The organism is Leptospira alexanderi serovar Manhao 3 str. L 60 (genome assembly GCF_000243815.2).
Classification (GTDB): domain Bacteria; phylum Spirochaetota; class Leptospiria; order Leptospirales; family Leptospiraceae; genus Leptospira; species Leptospira alexanderi.
In genome coordinates this window covers 77,501-92,500 of sequence record NZ_AHMT02000024.1, presented here as the reverse complement: position 1 = coordinate 92,500, position 15,000 = coordinate 77,501, and the positions used below count along the sequence as shown (strand labels likewise).

The 15,000-nt window shown below is 41.3% G+C and carries 13 protein-coding genes and 1 pseudogene (2 of these 14 only partly in view); 6 read left to right on the top strand and 8 right to left on the bottom strand.

The window, feature by feature from the left end:
- Positions 1-937, bottom strand: the 5' portion of a protein-coding gene (locus LEP1GSC062_RS08080; protein WP_010578120.1) for a malate dehydrogenase. 44 nt of this gene lie to the left of the window's left edge; only the first 937 of its 981 coding nucleotides appear in the window; it begins with the start codon at positions 935-937; its stop codon lies off the left edge, out of view.
- A gap of 27 nt (positions 938-964) precedes the next feature.
- The gene (locus tag LEP1GSC062_RS08075) at positions 965-2,011 is read right to left on the bottom strand and encodes a DsbA family protein (RefSeq protein ID WP_010578119.1); all 1,047 of its coding nucleotides are present in this window, start codon (positions 2,009-2,011) and stop codon (positions 965-967) included.
- 272 nt (positions 2,012-2,283) lie between these two features.
- On the opposite strand from LEP1GSC062_RS08075, the gene LEP1GSC062_RS08070 reads away from it, so the two are divergent.
- The 3 genes and pseudogenes from LEP1GSC062_RS08070 to LEP1GSC062_RS08060 all read left to right on the top strand — a co-directional run.
- On the top strand, positions 2,284-2,595 hold the full coding sequence (locus LEP1GSC062_RS08070) for a hypothetical protein (protein ID WP_039941547.1): 312 nt from the start codon (positions 2,284-2,286) through the stop codon (positions 2,593-2,595).
- A gap of 66 nt (positions 2,596-2,661) precedes the next feature.
- A complete protein-coding gene (locus LEP1GSC062_RS08065) occupies positions 2,662-3,255 on the top strand; it encodes a hypothetical protein (RefSeq protein WP_170875444.1) in 594 nt (197 codons plus the stop codon).
- A gap of 359 nt (positions 3,256-3,614) precedes the next feature.
- Positions 3,615-4,061 (top strand): annotated as a pseudogene (locus LEP1GSC062_RS08060) (LIC13305 family lipoprotein); the annotation flags it as partial.
- 49 nt (positions 4,062-4,110) lie between these two features.
- Here the strand turns inward: LEP1GSC062_RS08060 and thrB are convergent.
- Positions 4,111-5,076, bottom strand: a complete 966-nt coding sequence (gene thrB / locus LEP1GSC062_RS08055; protein WP_020983940.1) for a homoserine kinase — start codon at positions 5,074-5,076, stop codon at positions 4,111-4,113.
- Between the two features lie 234 nt (positions 5,077-5,310).
- Between thrB and LEP1GSC062_RS08050 the strand changes: the two genes are divergently transcribed.
- A complete protein-coding gene (locus LEP1GSC062_RS08050; protein WP_010578114.1) occupies positions 5,311-6,786 on the top strand; it encodes a sodium:solute symporter in 1,476 nt (491 codons plus the stop codon).
- On the opposite strand, the gene LEP1GSC062_RS08045 is transcribed toward LEP1GSC062_RS08050, so the two are convergent.
- The 5 genes from LEP1GSC062_RS08045 to LEP1GSC062_RS08025 all read right to left on the bottom strand — a co-directional run bounded on the left by LEP1GSC062_RS08045 (position 6,743) and on the right by LEP1GSC062_RS08025 (position 12,596).
- Positions 6,743-7,573: an alpha/beta fold hydrolase gene (locus LEP1GSC062_RS08045; RefSeq protein ID WP_010578113.1), complete on the bottom strand. Its 831-nt coding sequence runs from the start codon at positions 7,571-7,573 to the stop codon at positions 6,743-6,745. The two genes, LEP1GSC062_RS08050 and LEP1GSC062_RS08045, sit on opposite strands and share 44 nt — an antisense overlap.
- Positions 7,561-8,493: a hypothetical protein gene (locus tag LEP1GSC062_RS08040; protein WP_010578112.1), complete on the bottom strand. Its 933-nt coding sequence runs from the start codon at positions 8,491-8,493 to the stop codon at positions 7,561-7,563. Before LEP1GSC062_RS08040 ends, LEP1GSC062_RS08045 begins: the two co-directional genes overlap by 13 nt.
- Positions 8,494-8,496: 3 nt before the next feature.
- Complete coding sequence (locus LEP1GSC062_RS08035) at positions 8,497-9,714, bottom strand: pyridoxal phosphate-dependent aminotransferase (protein ID WP_010578111.1); 1,218 nt, start codon at positions 9,712-9,714, stop codon at positions 8,497-8,499.
- Between the two features lie 55 nt (positions 9,715-9,769).
- Positions 9,770-11,479 (bottom strand): DNA repair helicase XPB, encoded by a 1,710-nt coding sequence (locus LEP1GSC062_RS08030; protein ID WP_010578110.1) that lies wholly within the window; start codon positions 11,477-11,479, stop codon positions 9,770-9,772.
- Positions 11,480-11,696: 217 nt separating this feature from the next.
- The gene (locus LEP1GSC062_RS08025; RefSeq protein ID WP_020983962.1) at positions 11,697-12,596 is read right to left on the bottom strand and encodes an aldose 1-epimerase; all 900 of its coding nucleotides are present in this window, start codon (positions 12,594-12,596) and stop codon (positions 11,697-11,699) included.
- Positions 12,597-12,764: 168 nt separating this feature from the next.
- On the opposite strand from LEP1GSC062_RS08025, the gene sppA reads away from it, so the two are divergent.
- Both sppA and LEP1GSC062_RS08015 read left to right on the top strand, forming a co-directional pair.
- The gene (sppA, locus tag LEP1GSC062_RS08020; protein WP_010578108.1) at positions 12,765-13,757 is read left to right on the top strand and encodes a signal peptide peptidase SppA; all 993 of its coding nucleotides are present in this window, start codon (positions 12,765-12,767) and stop codon (positions 13,755-13,757) included.
- A 39-nt stretch (positions 13,758-13,796) separates the two neighbouring features.
- A protein-coding gene (locus tag LEP1GSC062_RS08015; RefSeq protein WP_010578107.1) for an MBOAT family O-acyltransferase crosses the window boundary here: on the top strand, positions 13,797-15,000 show its 5' portion. The gene runs 218 nt beyond the window's last position; 1,204 of the gene's 1,422 nt are visible here — the first part of the coding sequence; its start codon is at positions 13,797-13,799; its stop codon lies off the right edge, out of view.

Here is a 15,000-nt window from a genome sequence, read left to right as displayed (position 1 = left end):
CATGAGTAGTTTTGAATTTTTCCTTCGCAAAGTCGTTGAATGGAAGGCCTTGGACAATCTCCACTTTCTTTCCGTCAGACTTTAAAGGAAATCCGAAGATCAGTCCTTTTTCAGTTCCGTAAGACCCGTCGGAAGCGATAGCCGCCGAAAAGGCATCTCTGGAGGCAGTCGGAGTGATGATCGCACGAACGGTATCTACAACTCCGTTTGCCGCACTTGCCGCAGAGGAAGCTCCCCTCGCTTTAATAATCTCGGCTCCCCTTTGTTGAACGTTTTTAATGAAATCTCCCTTCAACCATTCATGATCGGAAATTACGTCGGTTACCGGCTTGCCTGAAATTTTTGCATTGTAAAAATCAGGATACTGAGTGGAGGAATGGTTCCCCCAAATTCCCAAATGGGTTACCTCTTTTACCGGGACACCCGCTTTGGAAGCAAGCTGTGACTTCGCTCTGTTTTCATCCAGTTTAGTCATCGCGAACCAACGATCCGTTGGTATTCCTTTTGCGTTGTTCATTGCGATCAGACAATTCGTATTACAAGGGTTACCGACCACGAGAACTCTTACATCGGAGGCCGCGTTCTTTTCAATCGCCTTTCCCTGATTTACAAAAATTCCTCCGTTAATTTTGAGAAGATCCCCTCTTTCCATTCCCGCCTTTCTAGGAACGGAACCGACTAACAACGCCCAATTGATGTCTTTAAAAGCAGTATCCAAATCGGAAGAAACGGTTACTTTTTGCAGAAGAGGAAATGCGCAGTCTTCCAGTTCCATAATCACACCTTTTGCCGCAGGTAACACCGCTTCCAACTCAAGCATTTGAATTTCCACCGCAGTATCAGTGCCAAACATCTGTCCGGAAGCGATTCTAAAAAGAAGCGAATATCCAATTTGTCCCGCAGCGCCTGTAATAGCTACCTTCACCGTCTTACCCATATTTTGACTAGCTCCTATTTTCCAATTTTAATTTTTAAGTTCCTGATCAATCACTTTCGTAAACGCTTCCATCGGCTGCGCACCTTCTATCATAATTCCATTGATAAAAAAAGCAGGAGTTCCACTGACACCGTATTTCTCACCTTCGGCCATATCAGCTTCCACTTCTTTACGAACCGAGGCATCGTTCACACACTGGCTGAACGTTTTCATGTCGAGACCCACACCTCTTGCCAAATCCAAAACTCTTTCTCTCGAAAGGTTTCCGGAGTTATCAAAAAGCACTTTGAAAAATTCCCAGTATTTGCCCTGAGACGTGGAACAATTTGCGGCAATATGCGCAAACATCGCGTTTGGGTGAAAAGAAAGCGGATAATCTCTAAATACCCAACGAATCTGATCCTTGTATTTTGCCCTTAACTGAGCATTTACATCCTGACTCCTTTTGCAGAAAGGACATTCAAAATCGGAAAACTCGATGACGGTAACTTTTGCATTTTCCGGTCCGATGGAAGGATTGTTACCCGCAACAATCGTATCGTCTCTGAGAGGAGGCAGCTCTTTGACTTTTATGGAAATATTGTATTGATTGCGGAGTTCAGAAAAAAGAGAATTTCTCGCTTCTTCCTTCTTTTGGGAAATAAGATGATTTTCAATTTCGGCTTTAACCTGATCGAAAGACTTACCCTGAAGCGCTGGAGAATTTTTATATTGCTCATAGACAGCGCGTATTTCCTCGACACTCGGAGATTGGACCGAAGGTTCTAAAAGATCTTTTTCGGAAACTTTTCGCTCTTTTGCGGCGAGTGTAACTACCTTTTTACTCGCAAATTCGGAAAGTACACGATAGAGACGATCGTTCGTTTCCGCATAAAACTTACGAGCGACTCGAGGATTGTCTTTTTCGACATCTTTGATAGTATAATTTTTACCGTTAATTTGAACGAACCCATCCGAAGAAAAATAAGTAACAAGCGGAAAAACTGTAAGCAGGATGTAGATAAAAAAAACGGCTGAGAGAATAAGCAAAGGCCTGAATTCTCTTGCTTTTAATTTTTCGATTATGTCTTGCATGGAACCATTCCCCTCCAGAGGTTGGGAAAACAGCGACTTAGTTTCCCTACTGCCAATTTAGAAATTCGAGGTAGAGTGGCAAACGATAAATTCAGGCTCTTTTTTTCACTCTTTTCTGAAATTTTCCTTTCTCTTTGAACTTTGAAATTCTGGTGAAAAATAATTCTAAAGGAATAAAAAATCCGAAAAAAAGCTAAAGTGAATCCTCTATTACCGATAGTTTTAGTAGAGAGATTTTCGGATCAATCCGGATTTCAAGGAGGTTCGGGTTTATGAATGTAACAGGGATTTCAATCCAATCTTTTTCGTTTTCCTGGCCCCAGTTTAGCAAAGAAGTAGAACCAGAAATACAAACCCAAGAAAAGGACGCAAAAATTCCAGAATCGATTCCAGAGACAAAACCCAAATCGACAGTGAATGAAATCAAACCGGAAGAACTTGTCATGAAACCTTCCCCCGTATCCTTTGAAGAAAGAATGAATCAGGTGATCAGTCCCGAACAGATGAAAGATCTTCTTTCCATGATGATACGTTCCAGAATGAGTGAAAATCCGACCGACCACAAAATCGACGTAAAACGATAGAGAAGAAATTTGTTTTTTATTCTCGGGCTCATCTACACAGTTGGTTTAGACGTTTTTTTGATCTTTATGGGTTTGATCGCGTTTACCGGTCTCACCTTTCTATTTTTCAAGGAAGTCATCTATCCCGCGATAAAAAAAGAAAGCGCCGGAGTTGGAACTCCTCCCGAAGAAGGAGATAGATTCTTACTCGTAGTTTCCGAAAGTCAGAGAAACGTTCGATTCAGCATTGGCCAAACTTCCGGAAACATTCGAACCTACTGCAACGCGATCTCCGACAATCATCTGGTATTTAATCTAAAAAAAGCGAAAGATTCGGAAGATTATGAAATTCAAATATTACGGAATTCTTTCGTATTGTTCAAACCTCCTGGAATGCCTACGTTCTCCAAAATGGAATCTGCAGAAAAACTGGATAGCTACGAAGTAATCGGTAAAAATGCGGACTTTCGAATTTCAGATAAGGTGGTCAAAGAAAGAATGATTCAATATTTCGAAATCAGTCTTTCCTCTGAATTTTTTATCAATAATTTCGGAAAAGAAAGAATGCGATTCATTTTCACGATCACAAAAATACATCCCGGCCTCAATCGAAAAAACCCGGTTAAAAAAGGTCTGTATGGATTTGGGAAAGAAGAGCGCGGCGAAGATACGGAAGACTGATTTTGTAAAATTCTGAAGGTTTTTGTGGTTCTTCTTTCTTACGTTTTTAAATAACGTGATTCAGATTAACAAAACCGCTTCAAACGCCCATTTCAATAGGGCAGAAACGGATAGAGAATTAATTTTTCAACAACTCTAATGATGAAGTTTTACAAAACCGTTTCAATCGTCCATTTCAATGAAACAGAAACAAATGGAACATTAATTTTTCAACAACTCTAATCATCAAATCCCAAGTTGTTTGTCGTTTAAATCAACGAAATAATTCTTAATTTTTTGGCACATTAATGAGCTATAGAATCGTAAACTAACTGATACTATAGGAGAATCATTTGAATGAACTGGAGAAAAGTAATTATAGAAATATAATAATAGATAGCATCCATCACGAACTGACACATAACGTCGATTTTTCAATTTATTCAACCAGAGGGATCGTTTACCAAGATTCGTATTGGAACTCACTGAAACCGAGTTCGTTTGAATACGGAACCTATGTTACTGGAAGCGTCCCTTACCCTCTCAACTTCCCTCAGGGCCCCTGGCCTAATTACAGACATTTCTGGAATCCGATTCCCGGTTTTGTGAGCGATTATGCCACTGCATCTTATGCGGAGGACAAAGCCGAAATCGGAGCGGGAATCATGGGAAATCAATTCTGGGAAATCAACGAGATCTGCAGAACCGATTCGTTTGTGGCCGCCAAAGTCAATGAGATGATTTCGGAAATGAATCGTTTTTGGCCTTATGAGGGCGCAGAAAATACCGGATGGAAACGTAGAATTTCTCAGATGTCGTGCAATTGATTTTTAGTTCTTCCTTTTTTTAGAATAGATATTTGACATAGTTAGAACTTTATAAAATTTGAATATTTTTCCAGGATTCTAAAACTCCGTCCTCCTCCACTTTTAAGGAAAGAAGCTGACAATCGAAATGAGTTTTTTGAACGAACTCGGCGACTTTTTCTTTGAGAATTTTTTCTATCCGAACCGCTTTGTTTCTCTCGGAAAACAAAAGAACGGAAGGCCCACTTCCGGAAAGCGAATGTCCGATTAAATTCTTACTTATCTCGGTCAAAAGAGGCTTCAGTTCAAACCCGGAATGCATTCGATACGGAGTATGAATTCGATCTTCCAAAGCGAGTTTCAAAAGAGAAATTTTACCCGAATCCAAAAATTCCATCCATGTAGCAATACGGCTCATATTAAAAATTACATCCTCGGTGGAATAAGAACCGGGGAGAGCTTTTCTAGATTGATGTGTGGAAGTTTCCAGATTCGGTACGATCAAAAAACAACGTACCTTCTTTGGAAATTTCTTTTTGACATATTCCAAACGGTTTCCATTGAAATAGGCAAATACAAAACCGCCCAAATAAGCAGGGATCGTATTATCCGGATGCCCTTCGATCTGACCGAGATGAAACAGAAATTCGTTTTCCTTAGGGAGAGGAATCCTAGAATAAAAATTCTTATGTGCAAATCTCGCGGCACAAACTCCGGCTACGGCCGCACTCGCACTAGAACCAAGCCCCCCTTTTATCGGAAGTTCGAGATCCATAAGCAGGGAATACGGAAGCGGTTCAACACCAGGTAAAAATCTTTTAAAATAAGATTGGTACGAAAATAGAACAAGATCCTCATTGGGATCGAAAGGAAGAGTCTCCATCCCTTTTACAGAGGTTTTGAATTCCCTTTCAGGAACGAATTGAAACTGAAATCGGTTATAGACTCGAAACGCAAGACCAAAAAGATCAAAACCCGGGCCTAAATTGGCCGAGGTTCCCGGAACCCGAATGGAATATTGTCGAATCGAAGACATAAAAAAAATGAAAGCAGATCGACAAAACGATCGCAAAAGCTACGACCACAATTTCTCTCCGAATCAAACCGTCATTTGATTTTCGTCTTCCAAAATCCAGATTTTCGAATCGATTAACTTCAAGTAATTGTAAAAACGAGATACATGAGTGATGTTCAATTCCGAAATGTTAAGAAACGGATTCTAAGGGAAAAAGAGTTTTCCTGATCTTACCGGAGTGCATTCTGCCTGATTATGCACTTTTCAATTTTGGATCTAATCGTCCTGCTTTTGTACATAGTATTGGTTCTTTTTTCCGGATGGCTCACTTCCAGAAAAAAAGACAAAGATTCTTCTTCTTATTTTCTCGCAGGCAAAGAAATTTCCTGGATCGCGTTGAGTTTCTCGATTGTTGCCACAGAAACTTCAACTCTTACCTTTTTGAATATTCCCGGACTAAGTTATTCTGGCAATCTCACCTTTCTCGGGCTCGGTTTGGGTTTTGTTTTGGGAAGAATCATCGTAGCCGAACTTTTTATTCCAATGTATTACAAATCGGGATTTATTTCCGTGTACGAATGGGTAGGAATCCGTTACGGAAAAATTTCCCAAAAAACGGTTACCTTTCTTTTTAAACTCACTCGAATCTTAGGAGATGGAGTGAGAATGTACGCATCCGCAATTCCGGTCGCAATCCTATTGGAAGTGTTCTTAAAACAATATAGTGCGATGGGGATAGTAACTCGTAACGCAGAAATTCTGAGTCTTCTTTTAATTTCGGGAATTACGATTCTTTATACGGTTCAAGGTGGATTTCGTTCCGTCGTTTGGGTGGATTCGATTCAATTTTTGATTTACGTTGCGGGAGGAATCTTTACATTTTTCTACTTAGGAAACTTGCTTTTAGAAAAAGGTTTAAACGTTTCCGACCTGATTCAGAATGCGTTTCAGGCAAATAAGTTCAAAATTTTCGAATGGAATGATTTTTCTTCCGCATATTTTGCGCCGACCGCGATTTTAGGAGGAATTCTTTTGACTTTAGGAACCCACGGAGTGGATCAGATGTTCGTGCAAAGAGTTCTTGCTTGCCGATCCGAACCGGATGCCAAGAAGGCGATGATCTCTTCGGGAGTTTTTGTTTTTTTTCAGTTCGTATTATTTTTAAGCATCGGAATTTTATTATATTTTTATTATGAAGGTTCCGCTATTCCCCAAGATAAGGTTTTTTCCAAATTCATTATGGAAGAAGTACCTTCTCCGATCACGGGATTTTTGTTGGCCGCTATTTTGGCTTCCGCAATGTCTACTTTATCGAGTTCGATCAATTCGCTTTCCTTAACGACTAAGGTAGACTTAGGAATCGATAGGTTCGGTTCGGGAACATTGAGTTTATTTTGGGGAACGATTCTCCTTTTGAGTTCCCTCCTTCCGCTCTTTTTAACGACAGGAAAAACGGGTCTAGTGGAACTAGGTTTATCGATCGCTTCCTATACGGTCGGTCCGATTATCGCGATTTTTTTAAGCGGGAAAATTCAAAGGTTTTCTTACATGCAGAATTTAAAAGATAGTTTTGCGTCCCTGTCCATAGGATTGACTCCGATTCTGACTTTGATCTTCGGAAAATGGACCGGCTTCGGTTTTACTCTGCTCGTTCCCTTTGGAATCGGAACCTGTTTCTTGCTTGGATTCAGTTTATTGCAAATTCAGAATCGTCCAACTTCTCAAAAATAGATTCTAAAATTCTTTTAAACTCGGACATCTTTGTGAAGTGGATATAATGATCCCCACCCGGAATTGTGTAAAATTGAGAGTTCGGAAAAAAGTTTCGAGTAAGTTCAATATCTTCCTTACGAAAATATTCCGAAGCTCCGCCGGTTATAAAATACGTTTGCCCCAGATACGGACTTTCTATATATCTACTGAAAAAATCCTGCAACAGTCTGGGAGAATTTGCAATCCCCTCTACGTTCAGTTTCCACCGATAACCGCCATTTTCAAGCCGTTCCAAATTCATCTCTAAAAAGTTTCTAATAAACGAATTGGGAAGAATTTCCGTCAAAGCCGCATCAATCTCCTGCCTGGATTTAAAGCCGGAAACGTCAGTTCGAAGACAGGCAAGCTCGTTCTCATAATGAAACGGATAATCCTTAGGAGCGATATCCTCCACAAATAAGAAAGAAGGAATATTCTGATTTTTTAATGCAAAGCCCATCGTCACGAGCCCGCCCATGGAATGACCCAAGATCACCGGTTTTTCGATTTCTTGCTTTGTAATCCATGCTTCCATGTCTTCCACCATAGAAGCAAGAGAATGTTCGCTCGAATGAGGAGAATCTCCGTGATTTCGAAGATCCATCAGATAAACGTCTGCATATCGACTTAGGAAATCGCCCACGCTTAACCAATTTTTAGAGGAACCGAAAAGTCCGTGTAAAACTAAAATCGGGCCACAAATCGGAGAAAAAAACTTCCCGCTTTGAAAATCGATCTTACGAAAACTTAAATCTACTGCAGGCATTCTTTCTGGATTTTTTTGAGAAAACCGTGGTATTTTTTGCCGTATCGATAAGGAAGAAACTGCAAATCCCTGCGAAAAGACTCATAGATTTCTTTTCGCGCTTCTCCCTTGCCGCATTGAATCGTTTCGAGATCTTTTGTTAAAACTTCGAATCTTTTGGAAATCTGATTGGCAAATACGTTCGCATAGTTTCCGTTCGGATTGAGTTGCAGATAACGAATCCTTCTCTTTCTTTCGTCGCTGATAAAACAAAAAACGTCCCTTTTACAATTTGCCTCCGGAGTATGTTTGACTCCTAAAAATGCGGCAAAATCTCCGGGCCCCTTATCCTTGAATTCTTCCGCGATCTTCCAAAATACATTCGGATTAATTTTTGCATGGGTTCCTTTTTCTCCGGGAATGATGTCCTCGGGGTTTTTGGAAAGATATCCGAGTAACTTGGATTCCATACGTTTGTTTTCGCCTTCTTGCAACATTTCTAATATTCTGACCAAAACGATCGCTCTTCTGATTTTTAGATAAAGATATTCGTCCGAATGATAAATTCCGTTTTCTTCCAGGGAATTTAAGTACTGAAAAACGGATTCGAATTCGTTAAGGCCGGTATTCGCAGAATATAACATACGATCGATGGAGCGTAAAACCATCTTATACGCGCCCCTTCCCTCCAAATCGAAAAGGACTTGGGTTTCCACCCAACCGCTCAATCCGGAAGAATCGGATACGAAACGAAAGTTACGATTGTTTTGTTTTTCGTTTTTGCTCTGAACGATTTCCCCAAAACCTAGACGGCGAAGAATTTCTGATTTTTTATCCGGAAATAAATAGAGGGGGGAACTCGGCTTAAGAACCAACCGATCCCCTCCCCAAATATGCGGGACAGCCATAAAAAAGATGAGGACCATAACGATCCGTCTCATTGTTTACTTGCTCAGATCCCGTATCATTTCCGCGATTCTTTCAACTCCGCGTTTTATATCCGTTTCACCCATCGCATAGGAAAGTCTAAGAGCTTGGTCTTCTCCGAAAGCGATTCCCGGAACTCCCGCTACTTTATATTTTTCTAATAAAACACTGCAGAAGATTTTACTCAGAGATGTTTCAGAAGTTTCCTTTTTTAGTTTTTCAAAACCTGGAGTTTTATACGCATCCGTGAGATATGGGAAAACGTAAAACGCCCCCTGCGGACGATTGCACTTCACACCCGGAATTGAATTTAAAAGGGAAACGATCAAATTTCTTCTCGTTTCAAAAGCCTTTCTCATCTCTTCCACACAAACCTGATCTCCCGCAATCGCCGCTTCCGCCGCCGCTTGAGAAACCGAAGAAGGATTGGAAGTAGACTGACTTTGAATCGTTTCCATATTCTTAACGATTCTTAGATCCCCGGCCCCGTAACCGATTCTCCAACCGGTCATGGAATAGGTTTTGGAAACCCCATTGACGATAAAAGTCTGTTTTTTAAGTTCGGGAGACAACATTGCAAGATTGGAAAACGTAAATCCGTCGTAGACGATCTTTTCGTAGATATCGTCGCTCATCACCTGAATTCCAGCAGAAAGTACGATTTCTCCCAAAACTTCCAAATCCTTTTTAGAATAACCGGCCCCCGTCGGATTGGATGGAGAATTTAAGATCAAACATTTTGTCTTAGGAGTGATCGCCTTCTTCAATTGTTCCGGAGTGATTTGAAAGTTACTTTCCGGAGTGGTAGTAACGATCACAGGGACACCCTCCGCCAAACGAACGATATCCGCATAACTGACCCAATACGGTGCCGGAATAATGACTTCGTCTCCCGCGTTTAAAGTTGCCAAAAAATAATTGTAGATAACTTGCTTTCCACCCGTTCCAGCGATGACTTGGTTTTTTTCGTAATCAAGCCCGTTATCTCTTTTGAACTTATGAACGATGGCTTCTTTAAGCTCAACCGTTCCAGAAACAGCCGTATAACGCGTCATTCCCTTATCAATCGCTTTCTTTGCGGCGTCTCTGATATGGGACGGAGTTTCGAAATCGGGCTCCCCGGCTCCGAAACTGACAATATCTTCTCCCTTTTTTTTCAACTCGTTCGCCTTGGCGGTAATCACGAGTGTGGGAGAAGGTTCGATGACGTTCAGCCTTTTTGCGCTGAGATCCATTCTGTTCCCCTTTTTATATTTTTGACTTTGATCCGTTTTTTTCTAACGGAAAGAATCAGACATTGTTCAGTTGCAACTGAGCCAATTCTTCCTGAGCTTCTCTAAATTGATCCAAAGTATAAATTTCGTATTCGTACCCTTGTTCGGTGAGAAACAACTGGCGATTCTGACCGAAACGTTCCTCATTCGTATCCCTTGATATAAGAGAATAAAATACGGCCGTGTTATCATGTCCCTTGGGTCTCAGAATTCGGCCCAATCTCTGCGCCTCTTCCTGCCTAGAACCGAAGGTGCCCGAAACCTGAATCGCAATATTCGCATCCGGAAGATCAATCGAAAAGTTTGCCACCTTACTGACTACGAGAGACTTGATTTTACCGGAACGAAAAGAATCGTACAAAGTCTGTCTCTCCGGAAGCGGAGTTTTACCCGTAATCAAAGGAATATTAAATTTCTTTGATATTTCTTCCAACTGATTGATATATTGTCCGATCACAAGCAAATGAGACTCGGAATGTTTTTTCATGATGAGATCGATTGCTTTCATCTTTTCTGGATTTTCGGAAGCGAGTCTGAACTTCTCGCGATCGTCCGCAATGGAATATTTCAAACGTAGATCATCTTCCATACTCACTCGGATTTCCTTACACTTCGCCTCCGCAATCCAAGACTTACTTTCGAGTTCCTTCCAAGGAACGTCGTATTTTTTCGGTCCAATTAGAGAGAATACGTCTTCTTCCAGACCATCTTCTCTTACGAGAGTCGCGGTCAGTCCGAGTCTTCTTTTTGCCTGAAGCTCAGAAGTCATTCGGAACACGGGAGCGGGAAGCAGATGGACTTCGTCGTAAACAATGAGTCCCCAGTTATTCGCGCTGAATAGATGAAAATGTGTAAAATCCCCGCCCTTCTTTTTTCTATGGGTGAGAATGTTGTACGTCGCGATTGTGATTGGACGGATTTCTTTGACTTCACCGGAATATTCCCCAATGTCCTCGGGAGGAATATCGGTTTTATCCAAAATTTCGTTTCTCCACTGGCGGATCGAAAGTGTGTTTGTAACCAAAATCAAGGTTTCGGCTCCGACGATCTGCATTACACCGATTCCCACGATGGTCTTACCGGCTCCGCAAGGAAGCACTACAACGCCAGAACCTCCCTCGTTACCACCTCCCGCATGGAATACTTCCACACAGGCTCTTTGGTAATCCCGCATTCCAAACTTTTTACCGTTGGTACTCGTAGGTCTCAGGTTAAAACCGTACTTATTTCCCTCATCGTAACCGGCCAGATCTTCCACGGGAAAACCGATTTTGATCAACGCTTGTTTGATGTGACCGCGGTATTCTTTTTTGATATAAATTTTATCGGGAAAAACGGTTTCAATAAACGGTTGTACCGCTCTATGATTTCCGATCTCTTGAAGAAATCCTTTTTCATTCGATAGGATTGCAAGCTCTCCAGACTCTTCCTTGACGAGTTTTACCTTACCGTATCTACTAATCTGTTCGCGGATTTCATTTACGATGTTTTTCGGGACGGAATATCTGGAAAACTTCTCCAAACATTCTACAATTTCATCCGCAGTCATTTTGATCGATGCCGCATTCCAAAGGGAAAGAGGAGAAATTCTATATGTGTGAAGGTATTCCGGACTTTTTTCTAACTCAGCAAATTTGGAAACTATACTTTGACAGGCTTCAAATTCCGGATTATCTACCTCCAAAAGCATAGTTCTATCACTCTGAACGATTAAGGGTTTACTCATTTGTGTCTGGTTTCCTGTTTGTTTAGACTGAAAATCGCCCCCTTTCTGTCAAGAAGAATGCGAACATAAGAATTCTCTTACGGAATTTATCGAAAACCCCTTAGAAGTTGAATTACTCCCGAGTTTTCCCAAAATGCCATCACATCTTTTTCGTTCCATCGGCAAAGAACCGAAGAATACAGAAAGCGATTTCCTTCGCGGAAGTTCTAAGAAAAGATCACAACATGGAAAGTAGAATTTGAAAACTTCCGCTCTTTTCTTCTTCCGGAAGAACAGTCGTCAAAGAAAAATCGTTTAAAAACGCATTCCCCGGAGCACTCATCGGTTCGATCGCAATTCGATTTCGCGCAAAGTCCGTATAAATTTGAAAATACGAAAGCCGTATATCGTTCCCCATCGAAACGTTCGGTTGAATTCGAACTTGATAGGAATCATCCGGAACTTGCAATAACACCCACGCATCCTCTCCAAAAAATAAAGAATCCAACATGGGGATACTCTTCAAAGTAAATCGATCCGTTTTCGTTCCATAAATGGGATAAACAGGAGTTAAATCTTCTTGTAAAGGAATCTGTTTCCTAAGGTTAGACCGGAGAAGACATTGATCGGATTTCATTCTAAAATAAGGATGATAACCGTAACAAAATCGAAACGGATAAGAATTGAGATTTAAAAAGGAAGTTTCGAGAGTAAGAACTTCTTCGTTCAAAATTCTTCGTAGTGAATATGTTTCCCGAACGATTACTTTCCCCAAAGAAGATCCCAATAAAACTTCTTCCGGACAAAGTTCGAACTCAATCAAATCATTCGTTTTTCGAACGATCCTGCGTTTCCAAGAATAGACAAGCCCATGAGAAGGATATCCGTTCTTATCTTTAGTTCCCATAGAAGAAAGTGAAATCCACTCTTCTCCTAAACGAATCCGATCGTCGGCGTGACGATTGACCCAAGGATACATCAAATACGAACCGGAACAAAAGAACGGTTCTTTCTCGTCATACCCGGAAATAATCTCAAGCCATTTGTCACTTAAGGGATGCTTCCAGCTCCAGGAAAGGATTTGTTCCCCGTTATCCGTAAATTTTAATCGGGAGCAATCACTAAAAATTTCCGGCACTTCCACAAACTTCCCGGAAATTCCGAATCTTTTCCATCTATTTTTGGGACTTCCTCGTTTTAATGGCGAAGGATCTAACTACGAAGCACTCGAAGCGTTCTCTTAAAATAGATGGAAAGGAATTGAAAGCCTGTTCAACTAGGGAAAATTGACGATAGGAGAATTTCTTTGAAACACTCGATTCTAACTTGGACCTATATTCTTTTTTTAAGTCTTTTTCTTTCCAATTGTTATATTCCGGTAAATGCAAACCTAGGCGCCCCCTCCTCGAAAACCGCTGAATTGAGGGAAAAACTCCTCTCCGGTAAAAACGAAGACAAAATTCTCATCATTCCCATAGACGGGGTAATCAGCGACGAAGGAGAAAAAACTTTTTTCGGGGGCCAAGAAGATTCGATCTTAGCCGGAGTCAAAAAACAACTCGAACTCGCCGAACTGGATCCAGAGCTCAAGGCCGTGATCTTGAAGATCAATTCACCAGGCGGTTCTGTAACCGCAAGCGACATCCTTTACAAAGAAATTCTTCAATTTAAAGCGAAAAAGAAAATTCCTGTGGTCTCCTTATTTATGGATACTGCGGCGAGCGGTGCGTACTATATTTCGATGGCGACCGATCTCATAATCGCACATCCTACTTCCGTAACCGGTTCCATCGGAGTGATTCTTTCCGGAATCAATGTAAAAGAGGGTTTGGACAAACTCGGAGTTAAGGACCAGTCGATCCGTTCCGGAGGAAATAAAACCATCGGCTCTCCCTTGGAAGATCTATCTCCAGAACAAAGAAAACTACTTCAATCTATCGTGGACGATCTATTCGAAAAATTCTTCGAAGTCGTAAAGAACGGAAGACCCGGAAAAAATCCCACTGAACTTCGTAAGATTGCCGACGGAAGAATTTTCACCGCCTCCCAAGCCCTCGGCCACGGGCTAATTGATAAGATTGGTTATTTTGACAACGCGGTTCAAGAGACGATGGCCCTCCCGAGTTACAAGAAAACTCCGGGAAGCAACAGCCCGAGAATCATTTACTATTCTCAGAGCACGGATAAAAGGGCGAATTTTTATCAGATTCAATCTCCCGAGTTAAGACAGGATTCTACGATCTCGAAAATTCTTGGAACAGGAAGACAGGTTCGTTTTCTATACATCTGGTCTTACTAAGTTCCATTAGAAATTTAGAATCTATTTTCCGGTATATCAATGTTATTCAATTCTTTACCCTTTCTTTTCTTATTTCTAATCACGTATTTGATCTACTGGAACGTAGACGGACCCGCGAAAAAAAGAGTACTTCTCGTTTCGTCGATCATATTTTACGGATATTCCCACATTGCGTTTTTGATTCATTTTCTTCTCGTGATCGGAATGAATTATTATTTCTCGTTCAAACTTTGGAAAAACAGGGAAAAAGGAAAACCGACAGGCCAACTTCTGAAATGGGCAGTCCTTATAAACGTAGTCAATCTCGCCTTCTTCAAATATTATTATTTTTTAATGGATTTCATGAGTTCCCTTACGGGAATGGAACTTTGGCAAAAACTCGGAACCTCAGTCGAAATTCTTCTTCCTCTAGCGATCAGCTTTTACACGTTTCAGTTGATCGCCCTCCAAGTAGACATCCATAGAGGAATCATTCCGCAAAGAATCAGCGCAAACGATTATTTTTTATTCATCCTATTCTTTCCCCAATTGATTGCGGGTCCAATCATGAGATCGACCGACTTCTTGCCAAAACTCGATCATCCCGAAATCGACAAACATAGGGTGACACAAGGGATCTTTTTATTGATCTTCGGTCTGTTTAAAAAATCGGTTCTCGCCGATTCCATTGCCGGGATCATTTCTCCTCTTTATCTAGAACCCGGGGAATATCATGCGACTTCTATTTATATTTCGATCCTCAGCTTTGCTTGTCAGGTTTATTGCGATTTTTCCGGTTATACAGACATAGCACGGGGCTCCGCATTCCTACTTGGATACGAGATTCCGGAAAACTTCCGCGGTCCTTTTTTATCCCTCTCTTTCCGCGAATTTTGGGGTAGATGGCACGTGACGCTTTCCACTTGGTTACGGGATTACATCTACATTCCTCTCGGCGGAAGCAAAAAGGGAGAATTTAGATCCCAGTGGAATATGTTTCTTACGATGTGTCTGGGAGGGCTTTGGCATGGAGCCAATGTCGCATTTGTTCTTTGGGGAGCGTATTTGGGTTTGATCCTTGCGGCGGAAAGAATCTTAGAACCAAAACAAGCTGAAAGAATTGACTCAGGTTCTTCCAAAATAATCCGACTATTGAGAACCGCAGTGACTTTGAACTTATTCGCGTTTTCAGGTATTTTCTTCCGAGCGGGCTCTGCGGGAAAGAACTCGGTTCCGTTTTTGTTGGATCTGATCGGCGGTTTTA